Below are 24663 nucleotides of genomic sequence, written 5' to 3'. Positions count from 1 at the left end.
ATCGCTTGCGCCCGCCTCAGCCACCAGCCAACGAAGCCCGGCCCGGGGCTGTTCTGGCCGATCGTCAGCGCCTGGGCAGCAGATGGGCCACCGGTTCGAAATGATGCATGTTTTCGAAGGTGCAGAATTCGACCGGACCGAGACGGATCGCCTGAAGTCTCGGCGCCGCTGCCGCAAACAGCGCGGTCACGGCGGTGATATGCTCTTCGGCCATGGACTTCGGCATATGCCGGATGCGGTAGCCAAAGGAAATGTGGAACTGGTAGCCGTCATGGTCATCGCGGGAAAGGCCGGTGACCGCTCGCAGCGCATCGCGCATCCGCCACAGCGCATCGAAGCTTTCCTGATCTGCCGGTTCGGCATGGATCGAATAGCCGGCCTTGAGATGATCAGCGCGCACGGTAACGCCGGCAAAACCGTTCAGCGTCATGGCGGCCTTGTAGAAATAGTCGGTGATATCGGCAAGCGAGACATCGTCCGCGACATTTTCAGGCCAGCCATCGGTGGTCAGCGGATTGCCCGAAACACCACAAAACACCGTCATATGCAGGCTTTCCGGCGGCAGGAAGCTGAAACAGGAAGCGGCGGGAAGCTTGCGGATCTCGCCCTGTAACTGGCGAAGAATATCGAATTCCGGCGACGCCTTGTCGATATGGCAGATGAAGGTATTGCCGGGATAGGGCAGAACCGTGCCATCGGTGGCGAATTTGCCGCCCTTTCCGGCAGCGGTGATACTGGGGGGAAGGGATTGGGACGTGCCCCCGGCGACGAGGCTGTTCAGCCAGAGATCGGCGGGCGGTTCGGTTCTTTTTGGATGAAACTGTCTGGAGGTCATGGCGAAATCTTTTGTTGTTATTTTCGAGGTGGCCGGGATGAGACCGCAATTTCCGGCGGCAGGTGCGTTGCCGCCGGAAGTGCTACACGGTGAAGGCATCATGCCTTGTCGACAATCGCGCCGATGCGCTAGCGCTTGAGAATGACGTTGTCGACGAAGCCGTCTTCAACCGCCTTGCGGAAGGGCTGGGCGCCATCGGCAACCCGGTACTGGCGCTGGCTGTTGGGAATCAGCGCGTGGCTGTCATCGGCATTGGCGTTCATCGGCGCCGTGCCGAATGTGGTGTTGAACATGGTCTGGGTTTCCGGTGAGGTCAGCCAGGCGATAAACAGGGCGGCCGCGGCCGGATGCGGCGCATTGAGCGGAACTGCCACGCCATTGCCACCGCCATTCATGCCCATGGACGGGATGTAGAGCTTCAGATCCTTGCGCACTTCGCCGGAATTCTGCAGGCTGGAAAGATGGTCTTCCCAGGCCGGCGCCATCGCCAGCTCACCATCGGAAATGCGGATGATGCTGTCGGCATTCGAGGTGGTGATCACATAGTCCTTGGCGTAGGTGTTGAACAGATCATAGCCCGGTTCGAGCGCCGAAAGCCTGGCATCGGTGACGGTGCCATCGGAGAAGTCATCGCCGGAGACGACGCGCAGCACATTCTTGAAGAAGGACGGACCGGAGCCGCCATTTTCGTAATTGAAGCCGAACTGGCCGGGATGATCCTTCCAGAAGGCGGCGAAATCATCCGGCGTCTGCGGCAGGTCTGCGGCATCGACCTTGGCCGGATCATAGGCGATCCCGGTCTGGTTGCCCCAATAGGCCAGAACATAGCCATCGCCATCCACGGCATTGACCTTGCCGACACGGCCGGCGTCTTCGGGGAGCATGGAAAGCTTCTGGAACATTTTCGCATAATCCAGCGTCGCCATGTCATCGAATCCCCAGGCGAAAACGTCGATGTCGCCCTTGTCGGCATTGCTGGCAGCAAGCAGCTTGTCGGCATTGCCAGAGGCGGTGCCACCGGCCGGAATATTGACCTTGATGCCGTATTTTTCCTCGAAGGGCGCGACGGCCTTGCGGAAATCGTCCTGGAAATACCAGACATACCAGTTCAGTTCGCCTTCCTGCTTGGCCTGGGCGACGATGTCATCCCAGTTTTTGGCGGAAAGATCGTCGGCAAGAGCGGCGGTGGTGCCGATCGCAAGAGCGGCGGTGGCGAGAAGAAGGGATTTGAGCATTTCGGATGATCTCCGTTTCGGTGGTGCGGCGGGTACCCCGCATCATCCCTTGCCCGAGGCAAGCGTCGGATTGGCTGATTTCAGCAGTTTTTCCAGGATCAGCATCAACAAGACATTGGGGACGACGAGGATGAGGGACAGCACGGCGGCATTGGGACGGACAAAGTCCTGGCCAAGGGCTGCATAAAGCAGGGTCGGGATCGTCACGATTTCGGGCGAGCCGACGATATAGGCGATGGCGAATTCTTCGATGGACTGGATGAAGACGATCAGGAGCGTGGCGTAAATGCCGGGCTTCAGCGCCGGCAGATAGGCGACGGATAGCCGTGCCCAGGGGCTGGCGCCAAGATCGCGCGCGGCATCGATATGATCCTGGCGCACCTGTTCGAAGCTCACCGTCATGATCCGGATCGCATAGGGCATGAACAGCACCGCATGGGCAAAGACGATTGCCGCGAAACGGAAGTTCTGTAAGCCCAGCGCAAACAGCAGCGCGGTAAAGAAGATCGAGGTGACGAAGCCCGGAACCACCAGCGGCAGCAGGCACAAGATCTTGGCGACCTCCCGGCCGGGGAAGCGAAAGCGGCCCAGCGCAAGCGCCGTCGGCAAGGCGAAAAGCAGGCAGGTCGCCGCCGCTGACGGCGCCAGCATATAGGATGTCAGGAGCGCCTGTTTGAGGCCGGAATGCGCCCACATGTCGCTCCAGCGGACGAGTGACATGGCGGGAGGCAAGAGCGTATCGGCAGTCCAGGGCTTCGACGGATCAACCAGCGACCACAGGACGGCCATGCCGAAGGGAAGAACCAGCCAGACGGTAAAGCCGATCGACAGCAGAATGATCAGCACGGTATTGAGCGTTCTGCCGGTCATTTGAGCCGTCCCTTGAGGATGAGACGCGTGAGGGCAGCCAGAAGCGTCGAGCCGATCAGGGCCAGGAGCATCATCGAAACCCCGACCACGGCGGCCGAATGCCAGTCACCGCGCCCCTTGAAGAACACCATCAGCTGCGCCAGCGACTGAACATTGGTCGGGCCGACCACGGTCTGGAACGAGAAATCGGCCAGTGCGCCGATGAAGATGATCACCAGGGCCGCCTGCATCGCCGACACGGAAAGCGGCGCGATCACCTTGCGGAAGCGATCCCACGCGCCGGCCCCCATGTCGCGGGCGGCATCGAGCACATCATCGGAGATCCCCTGAACGGCGCCGGTCAAGAGCAGCAGCGCGAAGGGCAGGTTCTTCCACACTTCCAGCACCAGAACCGCAATGCCGTGGCGGTCATTTTGCAGCCGGTGCGGACCGCTCCAGAGCCCCAGCCCCTGCATGAACTGGTTGAGAAGACCGTGATAGGAAATGATGTTGAGCAGCAGAAAGGCGGCGACCAGCCCATGCACCAGCATCGGTGCTTTCAGCATGGCACCGATGGTCATCGATCCGGGAAAGGGCTTTCTCAACCAGATGGCCAGCGGATAGGCGAGCGCGACGGACAATATGGCGCTGACCGTGCCGATATAGAGCGAGTAGCGCACCGAACGGGCAAACAGATTGCGGCCATAGACTTCGCTCCAGAAGGCGGTGGAGAACCGGCTGCCGCCGGAGAAGCTGAAATAGCCGAAAGACTGGGCGATCGCGATATAGACCACCGTACCGATCAGCGCCAGGATCAGCCCGAGACCGGGCATCAGCAGGGCGATGATGACGAGCCAGCGTCGCGCCGTCATTGTTCTGTTCCCAGCGGGATCACAGCTTCCGGCGCCAGGTCGAAGTGGATCATATCGCCTTCGCCGATCCTGCTCTCGCGGGTCTGGATGCGATAGAAAATGCCGGCGGTCTCGACCATGAGATCGGTAAACTGTCCCTGGAAGGCACGGTTGACGACGCGGCCGGACAGCGCGCCCTCGCAGGCATGCGGCAGGATGCGGGCAGCTTCCGGGCGCCAGCAGATCGCATAGGCCTTGTCGCCTTCGGCCGGGCTGAGCGGCATTGGCAGTGACCCGATCGGCGTGTGGATGACAGCGCGCCCGGCACTCTTCCATTCGATCTGACCGTCAAGAATATTCGCCCCGCCGATGAAATCGGCGACAAAACGGGTGCGGGGCGCATGGTAGAGACCTTCCGGCGTGTCGGCCTGTTCCACCCGGCCCGCATTCATCACGAAAATCCGGTCGGACATGGCCAGCGCCTCGGCCTGATCATGGGTGACATAGATCGCCGTCAGCTGCGATTCCTGCTGGATCCGCCGGATTTCGATGCGCACCTGATCGCGCAGCTTGGCATCAAGATTGGAAAGCGGCTCGTCAAACAGGATCACGCCGGGGCGCATGACCAGAGCCCGACCCAGCGACACGCGCTGCTGCTGGCCGCCGGAAAGCTGGTTGGGCAACTTGGCAAGCTGTGCCGTCAGCCCCAGTTTCTCGGCCATGTCACCAATCCTGGCCTTACGCTCGCGCAGCGGAACCTTCTTCTGCTTCAGCCCAAACGCCAGATTTTCGGCAACGCTGAGATGCGGAAACAGGGCGTAAGACTGGAAGCAGAGCGCAGTATCGCGCTGTTCTGGCGGTATCCGGGTGACATCTTCGCCACCAAGGAAGATCCGGCCGGCGCTCGGCGTCAAAAATCCCGATATGATCTTCAAAAGCGTGGTCTTGCCGCAGCCCGAAGGACCGAGCAGGGTGACGAATTCACCGGATTTCACGGAAAAGCTGACGTCATCGACAGCGGTGAACCGGTCGAAGCGCATAGCGAGATTTTCGGCGGAAATGCCAGTCATAAGCCTTGCCTCTGTTGAACGAGGCTTTATTACTCAGTTTAAGTATAATTAATGTGACAATGGATTTTGATTTCGCTTCATGCTCAAAAATAAGCGTGACGAATGCAGGACGGGCAGATTCGGGCATGGTCTTCGGCGACGGCAACAGTGAGCAGAATGCAGCCTCGATCTTTGCGATCGGGCGCAGCGGTGCCCTTGTGCTCGATGCTGTGCGGCGCCAGGGCTGCGTGGCCCGGTCGGAGCTGACCGAAACCACGCCCTTGTCGCAGCAAAGCGTCCACCGTCTGGCCGAGGATCTGATCACGCGCGGGCTGCTGCGGCTCGAGGCGCCACAGATCACCGGTCGCGGCAAGCCGAGCCCGATGCTGGCGCTCGAACCGAATGGCGCCTTTGGCATCGGCCTTGCCATTGATACCGAAGACGTGCGCATCGCCGTCACCAATCTGCTCGGCGATATCCTGCATCTGAGCGTGCTGGAAGCGGATCCCGGTGCGCCCGAGGCTGTGCGCGATGCCGCCCGCGCCACGGTCCCGGCGATGATCCGCGCGCTCGGCCTGCCGCCGGAGCGGATTGCGGGTATCGGCGTCTCGATGCAGGGCTATCGGCGCAAGCCAGGGCTTGCCTTCGTCACGCCGCGCCGGCTGGATGCCTGGCACGGGCGTGATGTTTCGACCTTTTTCGGTGACATATTTCCCTTTCCGCTGATGGCGGAAAACAATGCGACGCTGGGCGCAGAGGCTGAAAACTGGGTCGGCGCCGGGCGCCGCTTCGATAATTTTGCCTATCTGTCAATCAATCTCGGTTTTGGCGGCGGCCTCGTCCTGAATGGCGCTCCCTTTACCGGCCACCATATGAATGCGGCGGAAGTGTCTTCAATCTATACCGATGAGGAAAGCCAGCGACGTCCGGCGCTCAAGACGCTGATCGCGATGCTGCAGGATGAGGGCTACGACATTGCAACCGTCGGGGCGCTCAAGGCGCGATATGACCCGTCCTGGCCGGTGATCGAGCGCTGGGTCACCCGTGTCACACCGGCGCTCGATCAGATCCTCAGGGCGCTGTCTGGTATTGTCGATCCGGCCGCCGTCGTCTTTGGCGGCGAGGCGCCGCTGGATCTGCGCCAGCGGCTGGCGGCGGCTGCAAGTCCGCGCGGACTGGATGATTATGGCATCCCACTGCCGGAACCGGAATTGCTGATCAGCGCGATCGGAACCGATCCAAACGTTCTGGGCGCCGCTTTGCTGCCGATCCGCACCCGGCTGTTTCGATGATCCGGTGAAGGCTCCGGCCGGTGCAGCCCGGCTGATGGCAATTTTCACAGAACCGCAAAATCTCTGAAATCGAACTGTCACATCGCTGGCGCATTGATGGCGCCGACGCATTGCACAGCTGTGCAAAACGGCTCCGGCATCTGTCATGGCGACGGTGCAGGCCCACAGTTCAGGTTGAGAAATGAGCACGATCGAAATCGAAAATGTCGAAAAGTCATTTGGTGTGACGACCGTCCTGCGCGGTATCTCGCTTTCGATCCCCGCGGGCTCTTTCGTTGCCGTGCTCGGTCCGTCAGGCTGCGGCAAGACCACGCTTCTGCGCGCCCTTGCCGGTTTCGAGCCGATTGATCATGGCGCGATCCGGCTTGGTGACCGGCTGGTTTCTGGCAAGGGACAGCATGTCGCTCCGGAAGATCGCGGCATTGGTGTCGTCTTTCAGAATTACGCGCTCTGGCCGCATATGAGCGTTGCCGGCAATGTTTCCTACGGCCTCAGGATCAAGGGCTTTTCCCGGGCGGACCGTGATCGGCGCACCGCGCGGGTGCTGGAGACCGTCGGGCTTTCCGATCTCGCCGACCGCCGGCCGGCGGCGCTTTCCGGCGGCCAGCGGCAAAGGGTGGCGCTGGCGCGCTGCCTCGCCATGGAGGCAGGCATCGTGCTTCTGGATGAGCCGCTCGCCAATCTCGATGTGCATCTGCGCGGTGAAATGGAAGCGGAGTTTTCGCGCTTTCACCGCGAGAGCGGCGCCACCATGTTCTATATCACCCATGATCAGGCTGAAGCCCTGGCGCTCGCCGATCGCGTTGCCGTGATGGACAGAGGGCAGATCGCCCAGTTCGCCACACCGTCACAGCTCTATCGCGAGCCGGCCAATGAGATGGTCGCCGGGTTTATCGGTGACGGTCAGATTGCCACGATCGAAGAGGTCTGGCCCGATGGCAATGGCCATGCCCGCGCGCGGTTTTTCGGGCAAGATGTTCTATTGCGCTGCCGCGCCAGCCGGGCCCACGCAGCGAAGGCGCGCGTTGCCTTTCATCCGGCCGATCTCAGGCTTTGCCTGGAGACCGGGGGCATCGACGCCGTGATCCGTCGCCTGACCTATCGCGGCGAGATGCTGCGCGTCGAGCTTGGCGCCGGTCCCGATCTTGATACCACACTTTTCATGAACGTCCCTGCCCCGGCCTCGCTTTCGCCCGGGCAGCGCGTAGCCGTCACGCTGACCGACGGCTGGGTCCTTGAGGACCCCCAATCCGCCAAAGTCCTGCTCTAGTTCATTTCACTCGAGGATTTTCCCATGCAGATCCGCATGCTTGCCCTTGCCGCCGTCTCCACGCTCGCCTTTTCGGCGGCCCATGCCGAAGAGACAATCACACTCTACACCAGCCAGCCGCCGGAAGTGGCGCAGCAGACCGTTGATGCCTTTGAAGCGCTGAACCCCGATATCAAGGTCAACTGGACCCGCAATGGCACATCGGCGCTGATGAATGTCATGCGTGCGGAACAGGAAGCCGGCAAGGTTCAGGCTGATGTGCTGCTCGTCGCCGATCCGATCAACCTTGGCACGTTGAAGGCCGAAGGCATGCTGATGGCCTATCCGGATGCACCGGTCGCGGATTATGATCCGGCCACCTATGACAAGGACATGACCTATTTCGGCACCAAGGCCATCACCACCGGCATTGCCTATAACACCGAAAATGCCGAACCGGTGGAAAGCTGGAATGATCTGCTGAAGGAAGAGAACCGCGGTCAGATTGCCGTTCCAAGTCCGCTCTACTCGGGTGCGGCGCTCAATCACCTTCATGCGCTGATCAATGACCCGGCCATCGGCTGGGCCTTTTATGAAGGCCTGAACAAGCTCGATATCGTGCCTGAGGGCGGCAATGGTCCGGGCACCAAGGCTGTTGCCTCGGGCATGGCGAAATATGCCATCATCGTCGATGCCAATGCGCTGAAGGCCAAGGCCGACGGATCACCGGTCGACTATATCGCGCCGAAGGACGGTGTCTCCTTCATCGGTGAGCCGGTCGCGATCATGAAGACCACCGAACATGCCGAGGCTGCCAAGAAATTTGTCGATTTCCTGCTGTCGGAAAAGGGCCAGGAACTGGTTGCCGAACAGGGCTACATTCCGCTGATGCCCGGCGTTGCCGGTCCGGACGGCTATCCCGATCTCTCATCGATGAAGCTGCTTGGCTATGATGTCGATGCGGCGGTGAAGAACAATGATGCGGTCACGGCCAAATTCTCCGAGATCTTCGGGCTCTGATTGAGATGGACCTGTCCACATCCATCAACGGCGAGCGTCCTTTCGGGACGCTTGCCAGCGTCACGGGCCTGTTGAGGCATGAACGCACGCTGATACTGGCACTGGTCACCTTTGTCGGCGTGCTGTCGATCCTGCCGCTTGGCCGCCTGGTCTACGCTGCGCTTTTCACCGATACCGGCCTTGATCCTGCCCGCATAGCGGATGTGCTCGGCGGTCGCCGCGTGATGACGGCAATCCTCAATACGATCACCATCGCCATTGCCGCAACGGCGCTTTCGACTTTTGCCGGTACACTTGCCGCACTGGTCGTCGGGCTCAGTGACATGCGGGGACGGGTGGCCTGGGTATTCGGCTTTGTCCTGCCGCTGATGATCCCGCCGCAGGTGATCGCACTGGCCTGGATCCAGGCCTTCTCGCCGTCAAGCCCGGTTTTGGGAGCGCTGGGTCTGTCACTGTCGTCCGGCATGCGCCATCCGCTCTATTCCGAAGGCGGCATCATCCTGCTGCTTGGCCTTTACAATGCTCCGCTGGTGTTCCTGTCGGTCCGCGCCAATCTCAGACGCGTGCCCGGCGATCTGATCGAAGCTGCCCGTGCCGTTGGCGCCCGGCCGTCGGTCGCTACGATGACGGTGGTTCTGCCGTTGATCCGCGGCGGCATCTTTGCCGGCGCCGCCCTCGCCTTCGTCTCGTCGATCGGCAATTTCGGCATTCAGGCCATGCTTGGCATTCCTGCCCGCGTTTCAACGCTGATCACGCTGATCTACCAGCGACTGAATTCCTACGGCCCATCAGCGCTCAACGATATGGCGCTGCTTGCCCTGCTTCTGGCCGGGCTTACCATTGCAGGCATGGCGGCAGCTGCCTTTCTCGGCCGCGCCGGCGATCAGCGCGTCGATGGTGCGGCACGCAGCGTCCGCTTTCCGCTCGGGCGCTGGCGCCTGCCTGTCACGGCGCTGGCATGGGCCTATCTGCTTTTCACGCTGGCGCTGCCGCTTTCAGCGCTTGCAGGCTCCGCGCTGGTGCGCGGCTATGGCCAGCCGCTCAATATCGACACGCTGACCTTCGAGAATTTCGCCAACGCGCTGTTTCACCACCCAGCTATCCGCAAGGCCTTCTTCACCAGCCTGTGGCTGACCACCATCTCCGTTGCGATCCTGATCCCGGTATCCGTGGCGCTCGGCTATTTCCTCTCCTGGCGCAAGGGGGTGGCGCCGCGGTTGCTCCATCTTGCCGCACAGCTTGCCTATGCGCTGCCGGGCATCATCATCGGCGTGGCGATGATCCTGTTTTTCCTGAAGCCGCTGCCACTGATCGGAATCAGCTTCTACGGCACGGTCTGGGTCATCCTTGCTGCCTATCTGTCAAACTATCTGGCGCTGTCGCTGCAGCCCATTCTCGGCGGCTTTGCCCAGGTCGAACGCGCATTGGACGAAGCCGCCCAGGTGGTCGGGGCCAGTCTTCTTGCCCGGCTGAAGGATATCATCCTGCCCGTTCTGGCCCCGGCCGCTGCCGCCTCGGCCATCCTGGTCTTCATGACGGCGATCAACGAAATCCAGACCTCGGTACTGCTGGTCTCCTCACGGGCGCAGACAATCGGACCGATGATCATCTTTCTGGAAGAGGCCGGGTCCTCGACGCTTGCCGCCGCCGTCGGCTGCCTGATGGTGCTTGTTATCCTGACGCTGATGCTCGTCAGCCTCACCTTTGCGCGGCGTTTGCCGCAGGGTGTTCTGCCGTGGCACGACTGACAGTGATCAGCGGTCTGAACCGCAAGAGTGCCGCCGTCTTTCTGGTGGAAAGCGCAGGCCGGCGCATTCTCCTTGATTGCGGCGATGGGCTGGAACCTGGCGAACATCCCGATCTTGCCGGTCTCGGGCGGATCGATGCGGTGCTTCTCAGCCATGCCCATGTCGATCATGCCGGCGCGCTTTCAAGGCTCGGCGAGATCGGCAATCCACCGGTCCTTGCCACCGCCAGGACATTCGGCTTTCTGCCGGCGGCAGAGCGGCCGGTCAGGACGATCGAGATCCCCGAGGCCGGAGCCTTTCGCCTCGGCGACCTCCAGTTCACCACAGGGCGTTGCGGCCATGCACCCGGCGGTGTCTGGCTTCACCTGCGAACGGCACGCGGCGGGTTCATCTATAGCGGCGATATCAGCCTGGAATCCCCCGGCATGCCGTTCGACATGATGCCGGCAGCGGCAACCCTGCTGATCGACGCCTCCTATGGCGACCGCGATACCTCGCTTGCCGCGCAGATGGATGACATGGCCGCCGCGGCACGATCTGGTGCGGTCCTGTGCTGCCCCGCCGCCGGGCGCGGCGCCGATATGGCGCTGGCCATGGAGAAATGCGGGCTTGACGTGGTGCTGGACGACGTCGTTGCCGCCGAATTTGCCGCCGCAACCGGCCGCAGCCTGCCCGCGACGGATGCGAAGCGGGCGCGGCCTGATCAGGTGATTATCGCCACCGCCTCCAATGCCGAGAGCGGCCTTTCCCGGCAATTGCTTGCGCGCGGCGGCTTTCGTTTCATATTCTCGAGCCATGTTCCCAAAGCCTCGCCGGCCTGTGCGCTGATTGACGGCGGAAACGCGCAATGGATGGCCTGGAATGTTCATCCGCGCCGACGCGACATCCTGGCGCTTGCCGATCATTGCGGCGCCAAAACGGTGCTGCCGGCCTTTGTCGACATGAAAGAGGCACCGGTGTTGAGCGCTGCCCTCGGCTCCCGCCTCAGACTCGAACGCGAAACGGAGATCTGAATCATGATGCAACAGCGGCTCGGAATGCCGGATCAGGTGCCGGAAAGCGAAGCCCGCGAGGATGACCGCCCGCTTCTTTTCCCGGTTGTCCAACAGGTCGGCCCGCATGGCAAAACGCTCTATCTCGGCAATCTCGCCGCCGCCGAGAATGCCGATTGCCTGTTTGATGCCGGAATCACCGAGACGCTGAATGTCTCGATCAACATGTTTGTGCTGCCGCTCATGCTGAAGGACGGCGTCCATATCCGCCGACACCAGATCGGCATGATCGATGGCGCGGGCAACAATGCCTATCTGATGGCGGCGGCGGTCTATCTGATCGAGGCGCTGATGCGCGGCTATGTTCCGGCAAAGCCGCATTATCCGAAGCACAGGCCGGGCCATATTCTGGTTCATTGCCGTGGCGGGCGGTCTCGCTCTGTCGCGCTGATCGCGCTCTGGCTGTCACGGTTCATGACGGCGGATTTCGCCGATTTCGAGATCGCCCTTGGCTATCTGCGCCGCCTGCGCGGGCTTGATGACAGCTATCCGCTTGCGCCGATGCTGGCGCTCGCCGATGAGGTGCAGCGCCTCCGCCTGATTGGCAATGATCCGCACGAGACACCCGACCATGGCCGGTAAGTTTGTCTCGGCCCTGGATGTGGCCCAGAGGGCCGGCGTCTCACGTTCGGCCGTTTCGCGCGCCTTCACCGATGGCGCCAGTGTTTCTGCCAAGACCCGCGCGCGGGTAATGCAGGCGGCCGAAGAACTCGGCTACCGCGTCAATCAGCTGGCGCGCACGCTTCACAAGGACCGCTCGGATCTGGTTGGCCTTGTCGGTGCCAACCTGTCCAACCCCTATATTTCAGCGCAGGTTGACGCGCTGACGGCTGCGCTCAATGCCAACGGGCTTCAATGCATGCTGCTCAACCTGGCCGGAACGGGCGACGATGTCGAAACGGCGCTGTCGGGCCTTCTGGAATATCGGGTTCGCACGGTTGTGCTGCTCTCCGGCGCCGTGCCGGACGGGCTGATGCGCCTTGCCGCCGCCAATGGCACAAGGCTGGTGCTGATCAACCGCCCGGCGCCGGACAATATCGGTCTGGTCGACCAGATCGAGGCGGATTCGGCCTCAGGCGGGGCACTTGCGGCAAAGCGGCTGATTGCGGCCGGATGCCGGCAGGTGGCGGTGGTGCTGTCGGCTTCGCGCACCTCTGCCAAACTTGCCCGCGCCCGTGCCTTTGTCGAGACGATGGAAGCGGAAAATATTCCGGTCACGGCCTGGAGCAAGGGTGGCAACACCTATGAAACGGGCGTTTCCGCCGCGCATGGCCTGTTATCCAGGCCGGGCATTGACGGCGTTTTCGGTGTAACCGACGAGATTGCGCTCGGCGTGATGAATACAGCACGCCACGCACTTGGCCTGTCGGTCCCCGGCGATCTGTCGGTGATCGGCTTCGACGACGCGCCGATTTCGGCCTGGTCGTCACACCGGCTGACGACCATCAGCCAGTCGCTTGCGGCGCTAACCACAGCGACGTTGGACGCCATTGCCGGTCCTGCCAATGCGGCCGCGACACATCGCTTCATTCCAGTCAGCCTCGTCGAGCGTGGCTCGGTGGCGTCACCGCCTCCTTGAGGCACGGCAAATCCTGCGCCTTTCAGCCCTGCTGGAAAACACGGCCTGTCAGCCAGTCCTGCCAGTCACGCTCGAAGAAGGATGGCGTCTTGTCGGTGTTCATGCGGTTCGGCCGGGTGGCGACAATCAAGCGGTCCCGGTCGCGCCGGACGGTGATCTGAACGGACCGGTCCTCGGAGCGCTCGGCAACGAAGCGGAAGGCCTCAAGGTTTTCGCGGGCGGCTTCGGGCGTTTCAATACCGTCTACCGCGCAGATCGCGCGGGCGCCACGGCTGCCGCCGCCATGGGTGATGTAGAAATCAAGCGAAGCCAGCACCGCTTCCGCGGCCAGCGCCATCTGTTGCCATTGCAGCGCGCGCGCCGCCTCGCCCGGCCGGTCAAGGGCGATGCCGTGACGCGCCAGCCCTTCATTCAGGGCTCTGGCCTGCTCAAGCGCTGCGGTCACGTCCTCGCCGGTCACGATCATGCCGGCATGATCGCTCATGCGCGCCTGAACCTCCGCCCGCACGGCCTTGATTGAAAACGGGCTTTCGGGACGCAGCGTCGCCATGATCGCCATGACAGCCGCGTTGAGTGCTGCGGTGATGTCGCCGGATGCGGGTTCTCTGGCACGGCCGGATGCCGCGATATGTTCGCCCGCGCGGGTGCCGAAGACCTGACCGGCATTGAGTGCCGCGCCGCCTGGCCGGGTGACGCCATGGGTACCGGCAGCCTCACCCACGGCATAGCAGCCGGCAAGGCTGGTGCGCCCCCAGATATCGACGGCGATCCCGCCATTCATGTGCTGATTGTTGACGGCAAAGGCGAGCGGGTCGCGCGCCACATCAATCTTGTAGCGCCGGTAGAGTTCGATCGCCAGTGGGTTCATGTGGGCAAGCCTGTCGATCGGCAGCGCCTGGCCGGCGCCCGCAGCGGCAAGATAGGCGGTCACATCGGCATCAAGGCGGGAGAGCGAAAAGGGCAGGTCGCCGGCGATGGTCTCGGGATTGCGATTGAAATCCATGAACACCCGCCGCCCGGCGCGGGTCTCGCGCCAGATCGCCAGGTCGACAAGGCTGGAGCCGTGATCAAGCATGCGGGTCGCGTGAAAGGGCCATTGATAGCCCTTGCGGAACACATTGGAGGCAAGTTCCTGCGTCGTGCGATAATAGGACGAGAGAAAGGCGTGTTCACGGCCCTCCTGATCCAGCGAATAGATATGCGGCATGGCCTGCATATAGGTGCCGGAGAGGTTCCAGGGAAAGCGATCGCGGGCCGTGCCGATGCCGAACTGGCTTTCGGTCAGATTGGTGAGCGTCAGCCCGGCCTCGAGTGCCAGGCCAAGCGAGCCGAAGCAGCCATTGGGGTAGACACTGTCGCGGTATAGTTCGCCCGGGCCACCGGCCGCCAGCACCACGGCGGATGCCTGAAACAGCGCGAGCCCGAGTGGATTGCCGTCAGTGCGGTCGCGGCTGCGCATGCCAAGTGCAGCGGTGATCCGCCGTTCATCGCCGGCGCCCTCCCCAAGCAGCCGGACGATGGCAGTCTGGTTGTAGAAGGGAATGCCAAGGCGGAGGGCCTCTTCAGCCAGCACCTTGACCATCAGCCGCGAGGTGCGCGGGCCGCAGCTTGTCGCCCGGCCGGTCTCGTCATGGTCCGTCTGATAGCGAAGATTGCCGCCGAAACGGTCCTGCGGCAGCGGCAGGCCGAGATATTGCAGCGAGGCCATCATCCGGGTCGAGCCGACGGCTTCGACATAAGCGGTATCCTCATCCATGGCGCCGCCAGCGGAAATGGCCCTTGCCATGTCAAAATAATCGTCACCATGATCGGAGATATTGGCGGCGTGCAGCGTCTGCTTGTCGGAGCCGGAACAGGCAGATGTGCCGCCCCAGGCACTCTGGCTGACAATCACCACATCGCAGTCGCGCCGTTTCATTTCCACGGCGGCGCGAAGCCCGGCTGCGCCGCTGCCGACCACCAGCGCGCCTGAGCGATAGACCGGAATATGCCAACCATTCTCGATTGCAATATGCGCATCGGGCGCACGTTCCGGCGCCGTCTTCGGCATGTCGACATCCGTCAGGGCGTCGAGGATCTCTTGCGGGACGGAGCTTGTCATCCGGTCGGTCTCCATTCTGGGCTCTGCTGCGGGGTGCGATCAGGCGAGATCGATCTCGACCCAGCGCTTCAGCGCCGAGGAGCGCATGCAGGCATCGACAATCTGGGAAATGTGATAGCCGTCGTCGAAGGTCGGCCACATCGGCGTACCGGTCGCAACCGAACGGATCACCTCCGCCGCCTCGATGATCTTCATTTCGTTGTAGCCAAGCGCGAAATTGGCGAGCGGCAGAAAGGCGCGATAGGCGGAATGCTCCGGCCCGACATCGATCTCACGATAACCGCACCGTCCGGCCGGGTCGGCGCCGGAATAGAAGCGCAGCCGGTTGGTCTCGTCATAATCATAGGCGATGCTGCCTTTTGTGCCGTAGATCTCGTAGGCCTGACGGAATTTGCGTCCCGTCGCCACGCGGCTGAAATCGACGATCCCCGAAGCACCGTTCTCGAACCGGCATAACATGTTGGTCGCATCGGGATTGGTGACATCCGCATAGGCCGTCACGGAGCCGTCGCCCTGCCCGAGGCTTGCCCCCTCCACAACCGGCCGGCGCGGCGTGACGATGATGTTGTCCGCCATTACAGCGCTGACCCGGCCAACGAGAAACGCCATGAACGAGAACACATGTGATCCGGTGTCGCCGACAATGCCGGTCGGGGCCAGTTTGCCATCGGCCCGCCACATGAAGGGGGCGGCCGGATCGCCGAACATGTCGACATGCTGGCAGCCCTTGAACAAGGTGATCTCGCCAATCTCGCCCGAACGGATGATATCGCGGGCGAGATCATGAACCGGATTGCGCGGAAAGGCGTGGCCGACGCGGGTGACGAGCCCCTTGTCGCGGGCAAGATCGGCCAGTTCGCGTGCTTCTGCCGCCGTCTCGGCCAGCGGCTTTTCGCAAAAGACATGCTTGCCCGACAGAAGGGCGGCCTTGGCAACATCATAATGCAGATTGTCAGGCAGGCAGATATCGATCAGGTCGATGGCCGGATCGGCGACAGCCTCGCGCCAGTCCTGGTAAATCCGGGCTTCCGGCGACAGGGCCTGAAGGCCTGCGGCGGCATCCGGGTTACGCTCCACCAGAGCGGCGACCCGTGCCGTCCCGCCATCCGTGCCGAAAAAATGCGGAAAGCTCTGATAGGCCATGGTGTGAACCCTGCCCATCCAGCCCGATGCGCCGAGAACGGCAACGTTGATCTTCCTCATGACGTTTCCTCCCCGAAACGTGGCCTAAAGGCCGGTATGTGCTGAATGTCTCGTCATCGGCCGCGCCGGGCGCTGCTGTCGCGCAGCGCCAGCGTCACCGGCGTGATGGTTTCCGGCGCTGGTGGCTGGTTGTCTTCCAGCCATGACAGCACGGTCTCGGCGATCGCCTTGCCGAAACCGGCAATGTCACAGCGCACCGAGGTGAGCGATGGCCAGGCAAGGGCTGCCTCCTCGATATCGTCAAAGCCGACAATCTTCAGCGCCTCCGCCACCGGCCGGCCGCGTTCTGCGCAGCCGGAAATCATGCCCAGCGCCACCAGATCGTTGAAACAGAGTGCGGCATCGATATCCGGATGCTCCCGTTCAAGCCTTCTGACCGCTTCACGGCCAAAGGCCTGGGTCGGGCGGCCATCAATGAAAACCGGTTCAATACCCGCCTGCCGCAGCACCGCAAGATAACCGGTCATGCGTTCGCGCGTGACTGTGCGTCCCTTGATCCCGCCGACAAAGGCAATCCGGCGGGCGCCTTCGGCAAGCAGATGCGCCGTCGCCATTTCGCCGCCCTTTCGATAATCGGGTGCGGCAAAGGGAAAACGCGCGGTGTCGGGATCGACCTTGCGCAGCACCTGCATGGCGGGAATGCCCGCCCGGGCAATCGCCTCGAAGGCCGTCTCAACTTCACCATAGGCCGGCGAAATGATGAAGGCGGAAACGCCATGCTCGATCATCGCCGCAATCATCTGCGCCTGCAGCGCCGGATCTTCATCGGTATTGGCGACCACGGCGGCATAGCCGCGTGCTGACAATGCCATCTGCAGCGAAATCGCGAATTCGGTGAAGAAGGGATTGCGCAGATCATTGATCACAAGACCGATCAGCCCGGCATTGGCGCTTCTGAGATTGGCCGCCGCGCGGTTATAGACATAGCCGAGTTCAGCCATGGCTTCACGCACGAGGGCACGGGTCTCATCGCGCACCACCGGGCTGTTTTGCAGCACCAGGCTGACCGTGGATTTGGAAACACCGGCTTTGCGCGCCACGTCGATGATCGTCGGTCTTGAGGTCATGCGGAACGTTAAAACTCCCATTGCCGGTGTCGGAGGAAAATGCACGCGCTCATGTCAGACACCGTGAGCGCTGCGGATCATATCCGCCGCCTTCTCGCCAATCATGATCGCCGCCGCATTCGTATTGGAGGAAATCACCCTTGGCATGATCGAATTGTCGACGATCCGCAATCCCTCAATGCCGTTGAAACGCAATTGCGTATCAACAACCGCATCGGCATCGGCACCCATGCGGCAGGTTCCGGCGCAATGATGCGAGGTCTTGGAATGAACCGAAATGAAGTTAAGATAGTCCGCCTGTGTTTTCACCGCCGGCCCCGGCAGCCGCTCGGCGAGGATGTATTTCTGCAACGGTGACTGGGCGAGGATCTCCTGCGCCAGCTGCAGTCCGCGGATCGAGTTTTCCCGGTCAGCCGGATCGGCGAGATAGTTGGGATCGATCAGCGGAGCAGCCTTCGGATCGGCGCTCTGAAGCCTGACGGAGCCGCGCGACCGCGGTCTGAGATAGCAGGCATTGAGTGTGATGCCGCCATTGGGCATGGCTTCGACGCCATGTTCAATGCCGGTGCCAAGGCCGAGATGCAGCTGGATATCGGGTGAGCGGGCCGCAGGATCTGCATACCAGAAGCCGCCGGTTTCAAACAGTGAAGAGGCAACCGGCCCACGCCGGGTCAGAAGATAGTTGAGACCGGCAAGGGCGGCCCATAGCGGCTTGGCGTAGCGGTCATAGCTGTGTGGACCGGACAATTCGCAGATCGCGTAAAGGTCAAGATGATCCTGCAGATTTTCACCGATCGCCTTTTGATCATAGACCGGGGTGATGCCGAGTGCCTTGAGCTGATCGGCCGGGCCGATGCCGGAAAGCTGGAGCAGGCGCGGCGAGCCGATCGCGCCGGAGGAGAGCAGCACTTCGCGTCCCGCCTCCAGCCGGGTTCCGTCGGCAAGTTCGACACCGCGCGCTTTCCCGCCCGCAATGACGAGGCGGCGGACTTCGGCACCAAGCATGACGTGGAGATTGCGGCGATGCCGGTTCGGCGTCACATAGGCCATGGCAGCGGAGGAGCGGCGGACATGACGCTGGGTCAGCTGATAATAGCAGACGCCATCCTGCGTTTCTCCGTTGATATCGTGGTTGCGCGGAATGCCAAGCGCCGCCGCCGCTTCGAAATAGGCCTCGCAGATAGCGAGCGGCGCGCGCGGTTCGCTGACGCCGAGCGGCCCGCCCTTGCCGTGATATTTGTTGTCATAGGTCTCGTTGTCTTCGGCCTTGCGGAAATAGGGCAGGACATCATCATAGGCCCAACCCTCGCAACCCATCTGCCGCCATTCGTCGTAATCGGCGGCATTGCCGCGGGTATAGATCTGCGCATTGATGGCCGAACCGCCACCGATCACCTTGGCCTGGGTGTAGCGGAACACCTTGTTTTTCAGGTGCCTCTGCGGCACGGTCTGCCAGCCCCAGCTGCCGATCCCCTTGGTCATTTTGGCAAAGCCGGCTGGCAGGTGGTAATAGGGATGCCGATCGCTGCCGCCGGCTTCGAGCAACAGCACCTCGACATCGGGGTTCTCGGAAAGCCGGCCGGCCAGAACCGACCCGGCCGAACCACCGCCGATGATGATGAAATCATATCCCCTGGACATGGATAGCTCCTGACGTTTCATGCGCACAGGCGCATGGCAATATGATCGGCGCTGCGGATCGCCAGCGCCGCGATGGTAAGTGCCGGATTGACGGCGGCAGAGGTCGGCAGGACCGCTGCGCCGGCGAGATAGAGATTGTCGTGGTCGTGGCTCTGGCCGAAACTGTTGACCACGCTTGTCTGCGGGGCATCGCCCATGCGCGCCGTGCCGCATTGATGCGACGGGGTGCGGCGATCGAAAGGTTTCGACAGCACGATCGGATAGCCCGACTTGCGCAGCACCTGTTTCAGCGTCCTGACAAGCGCCTCATGGGCAGACAAGTTGGAGCGTTTCCAGTCCAACACGATCCGGCCATTTTTCAGCGTCACCCGACTTTCGGGGTTGGGCAGGTCTTCCGACATGGCATAGAGATCGATGGCGCGTGCCGCGATCATCCGTGCGACAAAGCCCGGCAGGCCGGAGGAAGCCTGGAGGATTGTGCCGGACACCTTGCCGAGCAGCTGGATATTGCCGAGCGGCTCGCCCTTCGGCCCGCCGGAAAGATAGAAATCATTGATCATCAGGGTCTTCTGATAGACTGAAGGATTGCGCCTGAACGGATGCAGCGCCAGCACGGCCGAGCAGTTATGGTTCATGAAATTGCGCCCGACCTGATCGGAACTGTTGGCAAGGCCAGCCGGATTGGCGGCATTGGCAGAGCCGAGCAGCAGGGCTGCCGATTGCACCGCACCGGCGGCCAGAACAACGGTTTTTGCCGTCAGCATTGCGCCGGATTGCAGCCTGACGCCGCTGATGCGGTTGGCGCTGTCCGTTTCAAGGCCCGTGACGCGCGCGCCGGTCATCAGTTTCACATTGTTATGAGACAATGCGCTTTTGAGGCCAGCGCTTTCGGCATCCCTCTTGCCGTCGCCGGTATTGGGAAAGGCGTCCCAGGGCGTTTTTGCCCGTTCCAGCCAAGCCTCGATATCGACACCGAGCGGCAGGGAGGCGGGATGAAGACCCGCGGCCCTCATCCGGCGGCGAAAATCGGCAATCACCGGCTCGTCCGGCACGGGCGCAAACGGGTATGGCGTCGAATGGGCAGGTTCGCTCGGATCGTCGCCAAGCGCCCCGCGCACCGCGTAAAGCTGCTCGGCCCGTCCGTAATAGGCTTCGAGGTCCTCGTAGGCGATCGGCCAGCCGGGCGTCGTCCCGCCCATATGGGCAAGCGGCGAGAAATCCGCGCGACGATAGCGGATCAGCACCGCGCCATAGAATTTCGAATTGCCGCCGACATAATAGTAATTGCCCGGGTTGAAAGCCTCGCCCGTCCCATCCAGCCATGTCTCATCCGGACGGTAATGGCCATCGGCGAAGATCGCCTTTTCGTCGCGATCTTCGGCCGAGGGGAGAAGATGTTCGCCGCGCTCCAGAATCAGGATGCGCCGTCCGGTCGCAGCAAGGCCCGCTGCAAGCGTGGCGCCGCCCATCCCCGAACCGATGATGATGACATCGGCATCGTTCATGGCGGCATCGCTCATGGCACGATCCGCTCTTCGGTTTCGGGGTCGAAGGCGACGGCCTTTTCCATGTTGATGGCAAAGGTGAAGTCCTTGCCGGAGGCGACATTGGCATCGCCGCGCATGCGGGCAATCACGTCCACGCCGCCGATTTCCATGGTGACAAAGGTATCGGCGCCGGCCGGCTCGGTCACGCCGATGCGGTTATCGAGCGTGACGATGTTTTTCGAATTGCGGTCGGCACCCTCGGGATCGGTGATCACTTCCGGGCGGATTCCGAGCAGGATCTCGCGGTCCGCCCAGCCGGCCATGTTGTCCTGCGAGAAACGCAAATGCTGCTCGCGACCATCCGCCGTGGTGACGATCGCATGCGGCGCGCCGTCTTCCATGACAACGCGGGCCGGCATGACATTCATCGCCGGGCTGCCCATGAAGGTTGCCACATAGACATTGGCGGGCGTGTCGTAGATTTCCTTCGGCGTGCCGAGCTGCTGGACATAGCCCTTGTACATCACCGCGATCCGGGTCGACAGCGTCATCGCCTCGATCTGGTCATGGGTTACATAGACGATGGTGGTCTTCAGCTTCTCATGCAGTTTCTTGATCTCGGTGCGCATGTCGACGCGCAGCTTGGCATCGAGGTTCGACAGCGGCTCATCGAACAGGAACACATCCGGGTTGCGCACCAGCGCGCGCCCCATGGCGACGCGCTGACGCTGACCGCCGGAAAGCTGGCCCGGCTTGCGGCTGAGAAGGTTCTCGATCTGCAGAAGCTTTGCCACATGGGCGAGTGCCTTTTCACGCTCGGGCTTCGGCACACCGTGCATTTCCAGCCCGAAGGTCATGTTCTGCGCCACGGTCATATTGGGATAGAGCGCGTAGCTCTGGAATACCATGGCGATATTGCGGTTGGAGGGGTGCACGCCATTCATCACCCGATCCCTGATCGAGATATCGCCAGAGGTGATGCTTTCCAGCCCGGCAATCATGTTGAGAAGCGTGGACTTGCCGCAGCCCGACGGGCCGACCAGCACCAGAAATTCGCCCTCCTCGACCGAGATGTCGACGCGGTGCAGGACCTCGATGGCGCCATAGGCCTTGGTGACGTTTTGAATATTCAGAAAACCCATCGGATTATCCTTTGACCGAACCCGCCATCAGACCACGCACGAAGAAGCGGCCGGCGACGATATAGACAAGAAGCGTGGGAAGGGCGGCGAGGATCGCGCCGGCGAAGTGAACATTGTATTCCTTCACCCCCGTTGATGACTGAACGAGATTGTTGAGCGCCACCGTCATTGGCTGGCTGGTGCCGCCAAACGAGGTACCGAACAGGAAGTCGTTCCAGATATTGGTGAATTGCCAGATCACCGAAACCACGGTGATCGGGGCTGAGACCGGCAGCATGATGCGGAAGAAGATGCGGAAGAAACCGGCGCCATCGATCATCGCCGCACGCACCAGTTCGGTCGGAAAGGCGGCGTAATAGTTGCGGTAATAGAGCGTGGTAAAGCCGATGCCATAGACGACATGGACGAGGATCAGCCCGGGGATCGATCCGGCAAGGCCGAGCTTGCCCAGCACGGTCGCCATCGGGATCAGCACGATCTGGAACGGGATGAAGCAGGAGAACAACAGCATGCCGAACACGATCCGATGGCCGCGAAAGGTCCATTTGGTCAGCACATAGCCATTCAGCGCCCCGAAAATGGTCGAGATTGCGACCGCCGGGACCACGATCAGGATCGAGTTGATGAAATAGGGTCTGAGACCCGTCGGTTCGACACCGATCTGAGCTTTCGACCAGGCCTGCAACCAGGGTTCGAGCGTATAATGCTGCGGCAGCGCCATCATATTGCCGCCGGTGATCTCGGCGAGCGGCTTCAGCGAATTCGACACCATCACATAGAGTGGCATCAGATAGAAACCGGCAAAGGCCAGCAGGATGCCGTAGATGAAGATCCGGGTGAAACGGCCGGTTCTGACGGCCGTGTTCTGTTCGGCAGCGGCCATTATTTCTTCTCCTTCAGTTCGGCATAGAGATAGGGCACCATGATCGCGGCAATCGTCATCAGCATGATCACCGCCGAGGCCGCACCAATGCCCATGGAATTGCGGGTAAAGGTGTAGGAGTACATGAAGGTCGCCGGCAGTTCGGTTGCCCGTCCCGGCCCGCCGCCGGTCAGCGCGATGATCAGGTCATAGGATTTGACCGCCAGATGCGCGAGAATGACGAAGGACGACAGGAATGCGGGGCGCAGCAGCGGAATGACGATGCGACGGTAGAGGGCGAAATTGGATGCGCCATCGATCTGGGCGGCCTTGAGGATCTCATTGTCGATGCCGCGCAGGCCCGCCAGGAACATTGCCATGACGAAACCCGATGTCTGCCACACGGCGGCAATCACCACCGTATAGATCGCCATGTCGCGGTTCTTGATCCAGTCAAAGCGGAAATTCACGAAACCCCAGAGATGCATGGTGTGCTCGATGCCGATGCCAGGATCGAGGATCCATTTCCACGCCGTGCCGGTGACGATGAAGCTGAGCGCCATCGGATAGAGATAGATCGGCCGCAACACACCCTCGCCGCGGATGCGCTGATCCAGAAGAATGGCGAGCACAAGTCCGATCACCGTACAGATGATGATGTAGAGGCTGGCGAAAATGGCGAGATTGGTCACCGCCGTCCACCAGGCGCTGAGCCGGAACAGCTTGGCATAATTGGTGAGACCGATCAGGTCATAGCTCGGCAGCATTTTCGAGTTGGAAAAGCTCAAATAGACCGTGAGCGCGATGAAGCCGTAAACGAATACCAGCATTGCCGCGATCGAGGGCGACAGCACGATCTTCGGTATCCATTCCTGCAGGCGGGTGCGCAGATCCACCGTGGACGCTTGGCTCGCCATGGTTCCTCCTCGGCCGCAGAGGCTGCGGTCATGTCATGTTGATATCGTGCGACGTCATTTTGGGGATTGGAGCCGGCGGCGGTTCAGCCAGTCCGCCGGCCCCGGTTCACATCACTGGGCGTCCTGAACGGCGGTTACCAGTTCCTGAACGGCCGTGGCGGAATCATACTCGCCGTTGAACTGGGCGGTGATGACGTCATACATGGCGTTCTTCACCGCTGCGCGGTTGGCGTGGCCATGGGCCATGGAACCGACCAGCGTGCCATTGGCAGAGGCTTCCGCCAGATCCGCCATCCCTTTCTTGCCGCAGGCATCGAAGGCATCATTGGGCACATCGGTGCGGGCCGGGACCGACCCCTTGACCACGTTGAAGGCCGACTGGAATTTCGGCGACATGATCGCGCTGGCCATGGCCTTCTGCGCGTCCTGGGCCGCCGGATCCTTCACCTTGAACATGGCAAACTGGTCGGAATTGAAGCTGACCATGCCGGCGGTTCCGGGAACGCGAAAGCACAGGAAGTCCTGATCCGGTACGTCACCGGCTTTCAGGAATTCGCCCTTGGCCCAGTCGCCCATGATCTGGAAGGCGGCATCGCCATTGATCACCATGGCCGAGGCCAGGTTCCAGTCACGGCCGGAGAAATTGTCATCGACAAAACCGCGCAGCACGGTCATGCGGTCGAAGACTTCCTTCATCTGGTCGGAACCAAGCGCTTCCGGGTCGAGATCGATCAGCGCCTTCTTGTAGAAATCGACGCCGCCGACGGAAAGCACGACGCCGTCAAACAGGGTCGCGTCCTGCCAGGCCTGTCCGCCATGCGCCAGCGCGGTCTTGCCGCTGTCCTTGACCTTCTGCATGGCGGCAACAAACTCGTCCCAGCTCTGCGGCTGGGCAATGCCGAGTTCATCCAGCACCTTCTTGTTGGCCCAGACCCAGTTGGTCGAATGGACATTGACCGGGGCGGCAATCCAGTGGCCGTCATATTTCGAGAAGCGCTGCAGCGCCTCCGGCACGACCCCATCCCAGCCTTCGGCATTGGCAACCTCGTCGAGATTGGCAAGGGCGCCAAGCTCGGCCCAGTCCTGAATGTCGAAACCGAGCATCTGCACGGCCGTCGGCGGGTCGCCAGCCGTCACGCGGGCGCGAAGCGTCGTCATGGCCGCCTCGCCGCCGCCGCCGGCAACCGGCATATCGACCCAGCCGATACCCTGAGCGGCCAGATCATCCTTCAGCACGTTGAGTGCCGCAGCCTCGCCGCCGGAGGTCCACCAGTGCAGGACCTCCACATCTTCGGCATGCGCCATCGACGCTCCTGCCAGAAGCGCAACCGTCAAAGCCGATGTCTTCACAAAATTGAACCTACGCATAAATTCCTCCTCCTTGAATGTGCGTGGTCTCTCTCCCGGCCCCTCCGGCAACGACATGTCATCGCCGGATGGTCCGGACCTCCTCCTGAACGCATCATATGCCGGATTAAGGGCCT

The 24663-nt window shown here is 61.9% G+C and carries 21 protein-coding genes; 7 read left to right on the top strand and 14 right to left on the bottom strand.

The features are described 5' to 3' along the window. Positions 1-64: 64 nt before the first annotated feature. The 5 genes from HCK86_RS11310 to HCK86_RS11290 form a co-directional block, all read right to left on the bottom strand. Positions 65-835: a DUF1868 domain-containing protein gene (locus tag HCK86_RS11310; protein ID WP_176084586.1), complete on the bottom strand. Its 771-nt coding sequence runs from the start codon at positions 833-835 to the stop codon at positions 65-67. A 128-nt stretch (positions 836-963) separates the two neighbouring features. Beyond that, positions 964-2070 carry an extracellular solute-binding protein gene (locus HCK86_RS11305; RefSeq protein ID WP_176084585.1) on the bottom strand — a complete coding sequence of 369 codons (1107 nt, stop codon included), beginning with the start codon at positions 2068-2070 and terminating at the stop codon, positions 964-966. Between the two features lie 42 nt (positions 2071-2112). Then, a complete protein-coding gene (locus HCK86_RS11300) occupies positions 2113-2940 on the bottom strand; it encodes an ABC transporter permease subunit (protein WP_176084584.1) in 828 nt (275 codons plus the stop codon). Continuing rightward, entirely contained in the window at positions 2937-3791 is an 855-nt protein-coding gene (locus tag HCK86_RS11295; protein WP_176084583.1) for an ABC transporter permease, read from the bottom strand. The genes HCK86_RS11300 and HCK86_RS11295 overlap by 4 nt, the downstream gene beginning before the upstream one ends. Beyond that, positions 3788-4840, bottom strand: coding sequence for an ABC transporter ATP-binding protein (locus HCK86_RS11290; protein ID WP_176084582.1), 1053 nt, complete (start codon positions 4838-4840; stop codon positions 3788-3790). Before HCK86_RS11290 ends, HCK86_RS11295 begins: the two co-directional genes overlap by 4 nt. A 95-nt stretch (positions 4841-4935) precedes the next feature. Between HCK86_RS11290 and HCK86_RS11285 the strand changes: the two genes are divergently transcribed. The 7 genes from HCK86_RS11285 to HCK86_RS11255 all read left to right on the top strand — a co-directional run bounded on the left by HCK86_RS11285 (position 4936) and on the right by HCK86_RS11255 (position 12759). Continuing rightward, a complete protein-coding gene (locus tag HCK86_RS11285; RefSeq protein WP_176084581.1) occupies positions 4936-6111 on the top strand; it encodes an ROK family transcriptional regulator in 1176 nt (391 codons plus the stop codon). Between the two features lie 181 nt (positions 6112-6292). Beyond that, positions 6293-7381, top strand: a complete 1089-nt coding sequence (locus HCK86_RS11280; RefSeq protein ID WP_176084580.1) for an ABC transporter ATP-binding protein — start codon at positions 6293-6295, stop codon at positions 7379-7381. Positions 7382-7405: 24 nt separating this feature from the next. Then, entirely contained in the window at positions 7406-8380 is a 975-nt protein-coding gene (locus tag HCK86_RS11275) for an ABC transporter substrate-binding protein (RefSeq protein WP_246739558.1), read from the top strand. Between the two features lie 5 nt (positions 8381-8385). Next, complete coding sequence (locus tag HCK86_RS24080) at positions 8386-10128, top strand: iron ABC transporter permease (RefSeq protein WP_176084579.1); 1743 nt, start codon at positions 8386-8388, stop codon at positions 10126-10128. Beyond that, positions 10116-11141, top strand: a complete 1026-nt coding sequence (locus tag HCK86_RS24075; RefSeq protein ID WP_176084578.1) for an MBL fold metallo-hydrolase — start codon at positions 10116-10118, stop codon at positions 11139-11141. The genes HCK86_RS24080 and HCK86_RS24075 overlap by 13 nt, the downstream gene beginning before the upstream one ends. Positions 11142-11144: 3 nt before the next feature. Then, complete coding sequence (locus HCK86_RS11260) at positions 11145-11762, top strand: dual specificity protein phosphatase (RefSeq protein ID WP_176084577.1); 618 nt, start codon at positions 11145-11147, stop codon at positions 11760-11762. Next, positions 11752-12759, top strand: a complete 1008-nt coding sequence (locus HCK86_RS11255; protein WP_176084576.1) for a substrate-binding domain-containing protein — start codon at positions 11752-11754, stop codon at positions 12757-12759. Before HCK86_RS11260 ends, HCK86_RS11255 begins: the two co-directional genes overlap by 11 nt. Positions 12760-12781: 22 nt before the next feature. Here the strand turns inward: HCK86_RS11255 and HCK86_RS11250 are convergent, their stop codons facing one another. From HCK86_RS11250 to HCK86_RS11210, 9 genes are all read right to left on the bottom strand, one after another. Next, positions 12782-14860, bottom strand: coding sequence for an FAD-binding protein (locus HCK86_RS11250; protein WP_176084575.1), 2079 nt, complete (start codon positions 14858-14860; stop codon positions 12782-12784). A gap of 39 nt (positions 14861-14899) precedes the next feature. Continuing rightward, on the bottom strand, positions 14900-16063 hold the full coding sequence (locus HCK86_RS11245; protein WP_176084574.1) for a Gfo/Idh/MocA family oxidoreductase: 1164 nt from the start codon (positions 16061-16063) through the stop codon (positions 14900-14902). A gap of 53 nt (positions 16064-16116) precedes the next feature. Further along, a complete protein-coding gene (locus tag HCK86_RS11240) occupies positions 16117-17130 on the bottom strand; it encodes a LacI family DNA-binding transcriptional regulator (protein WP_176084573.1) in 1014 nt (337 codons plus the stop codon). Between the two features lie 54 nt (positions 17131-17184). Further along, on the bottom strand, positions 17185-18771 hold the full coding sequence (locus tag HCK86_RS11235) for a GMC family oxidoreductase N-terminal domain-containing protein (RefSeq protein ID WP_176084572.1): 1587 nt from the start codon (positions 18769-18771) through the stop codon (positions 17185-17187). A 17-nt stretch (positions 18772-18788) separates the two neighbouring features. Beyond that, positions 18789-20291, bottom strand: a complete 1503-nt coding sequence (locus tag HCK86_RS11230; protein WP_246739557.1) for a GMC family oxidoreductase — start codon at positions 20289-20291, stop codon at positions 18789-18791. Next, positions 20288-21400 (bottom strand): sn-glycerol-3-phosphate ABC transporter ATP-binding protein UgpC, encoded by a 1113-nt coding sequence (gene ugpC / locus HCK86_RS11225; protein WP_176084571.1) that lies wholly within the window; start codon positions 21398-21400, stop codon positions 20288-20290. The genes HCK86_RS11230 and ugpC overlap by 4 nt, the downstream gene beginning before the upstream one ends. A 4-nt stretch (positions 21401-21404) precedes the next feature. Further along, positions 21405-22283, bottom strand: coding sequence for a carbohydrate ABC transporter permease (locus tag HCK86_RS11220; protein WP_176084570.1), 879 nt, complete (start codon positions 22281-22283; stop codon positions 21405-21407). Continuing rightward, positions 22283-23179, bottom strand: coding sequence for a sugar ABC transporter permease (locus HCK86_RS11215; protein ID WP_176084569.1), 897 nt, complete (start codon positions 23177-23179; stop codon positions 22283-22285). Before HCK86_RS11215 ends, HCK86_RS11220 begins: the two co-directional genes overlap by 1 nt. Positions 23180-23290: 111 nt before the next feature. Beyond that, positions 23291-24547 carry an ABC transporter substrate-binding protein gene (locus tag HCK86_RS11210; protein ID WP_176084568.1) on the bottom strand — a complete coding sequence of 419 codons (1257 nt, stop codon included), beginning with the start codon at positions 24545-24547 and terminating at the stop codon, positions 23291-23293. Between the last annotated feature and the right edge of the window lie 116 nt (positions 24548-24663).

Origin of the sequence: Martelella sp. HB161492, assembly GCF_013184775.1 — a bacterium.
Taxonomy (GTDB): Bacteria; Pseudomonadota; Alphaproteobacteria; order Rhizobiales; family Rhizobiaceae; genus Martelella.
The sequence above is the reverse complement of the archived record's forward strand: the minus strand, read 5'-3'. Positions and strand labels throughout refer to the sequence as shown.

What these genes read in the sequence shown, in the direction of transcription:
- HCK86_RS11290 (WP_176084582.1), bottom strand. Translation starts at nt 4,840, where the DNA reads ATGACTGGCATTTCCGCCGAAAATCTCGCTATGCGCTTCGACCGGTTC.
- HCK86_RS11240 (WP_176084573.1), bottom strand. Translation starts at nt 17,130, where the DNA reads ATGACCTCAAGACCGACGATCATCGACGTGGCGCGCAAAGCCGGTGTT.
- HCK86_RS11235 (WP_176084572.1), bottom strand. Translation starts at nt 18,771, where the DNA reads ATGTCCAGGGGATATGATTTCATCATCATCGGCGGTGGTTCGGCCGGG.
- HCK86_RS11300 (WP_176084584.1), bottom strand. Translation starts at nt 2,940, where the DNA reads ATGACCGGCAGAACGCTCAATACCGTGCTGATCATTCTGCTGTCGATC.
- HCK86_RS11230 (WP_246739557.1), bottom strand. Translation starts at nt 20,291, where the DNA reads ATGAGCGATGCCGCCATGAACGATGCCGATGTCATCATCATCGGTTCG.
- HCK86_RS11245 (WP_176084574.1), bottom strand. Translation starts at nt 16,063, where the DNA reads ATGAGGAAGATCAACGTTGCCGTTCTCGGCGCATCGGGCTGGATGGGC.
- HCK86_RS11210 (WP_176084568.1), bottom strand. Translation starts at nt 24,547, where the DNA reads ATGCGTAGGTTCAATTTTGTGAAGACATCGGCTTTGACGGTTGCGCTT.
- HCK86_RS11260 (WP_176084577.1), top strand. Translation starts at nt 11,145, where the DNA reads ATGATGCAACAGCGGCTCGGAATGCCGGATCAGGTGCCGGAAAGCGAA.
- HCK86_RS11220 (WP_176084570.1), bottom strand. Translation starts at nt 22,283, where the DNA reads ATGGCCGCTGCCGAACAGAACACGGCCGTCAGAACCGGCCGTTTCACC.
- ugpC (WP_176084571.1), bottom strand. Translation starts at nt 21,400, where the DNA reads ATGGGTTTTCTGAATATTCAAAACGTCACCAAGGCCTATGGCGCCATC.
- HCK86_RS11215 (WP_176084569.1), bottom strand. Translation starts at nt 23,179, where the DNA reads ATGGCGAGCCAAGCGTCCACGGTGGATCTGCGCACCCGCCTGCAGGAA.
- HCK86_RS11255 (WP_176084576.1), top strand. Translation starts at nt 11,752, where the DNA reads ATGGCCGGTAAGTTTGTCTCGGCCCTGGATGTGGCCCAGAGGGCCGGC.
- HCK86_RS11275 (WP_246739558.1), top strand. Translation starts at nt 7,406, where the DNA reads ATGCAGATCCGCATGCTTGCCCTTGCCGCCGTCTCCACGCTCGCCTTT.
- HCK86_RS11280 (WP_176084580.1), top strand. Translation starts at nt 6,293, where the DNA reads ATGAGCACGATCGAAATCGAAAATGTCGAAAAGTCATTTGGTGTGACG.
- HCK86_RS11295 (WP_176084583.1), bottom strand. Translation starts at nt 3,791, where the DNA reads ATGACGGCGCGACGCTGGCTCGTCATCATCGCCCTGCTGATGCCCGGT.
- HCK86_RS11310 (WP_176084586.1), bottom strand. Translation starts at nt 835, where the DNA reads ATGACCTCCAGACAGTTTCATCCAAAAAGAACCGAACCGCCCGCCGAT.
- HCK86_RS24080 (WP_176084579.1), top strand. Translation starts at nt 8,386, where the DNA reads ATGGACCTGTCCACATCCATCAACGGCGAGCGTCCTTTCGGGACGCTT.
- HCK86_RS11305 (WP_176084585.1), bottom strand. Translation starts at nt 2,070, where the DNA reads ATGCTCAAATCCCTTCTTCTCGCCACCGCCGCTCTTGCGATCGGCACC.
- HCK86_RS11250 (WP_176084575.1), bottom strand. Translation starts at nt 14,860, where the DNA reads ATGACAAGCTCCGTCCCGCAAGAGATCCTCGACGCCCTGACGGATGTC.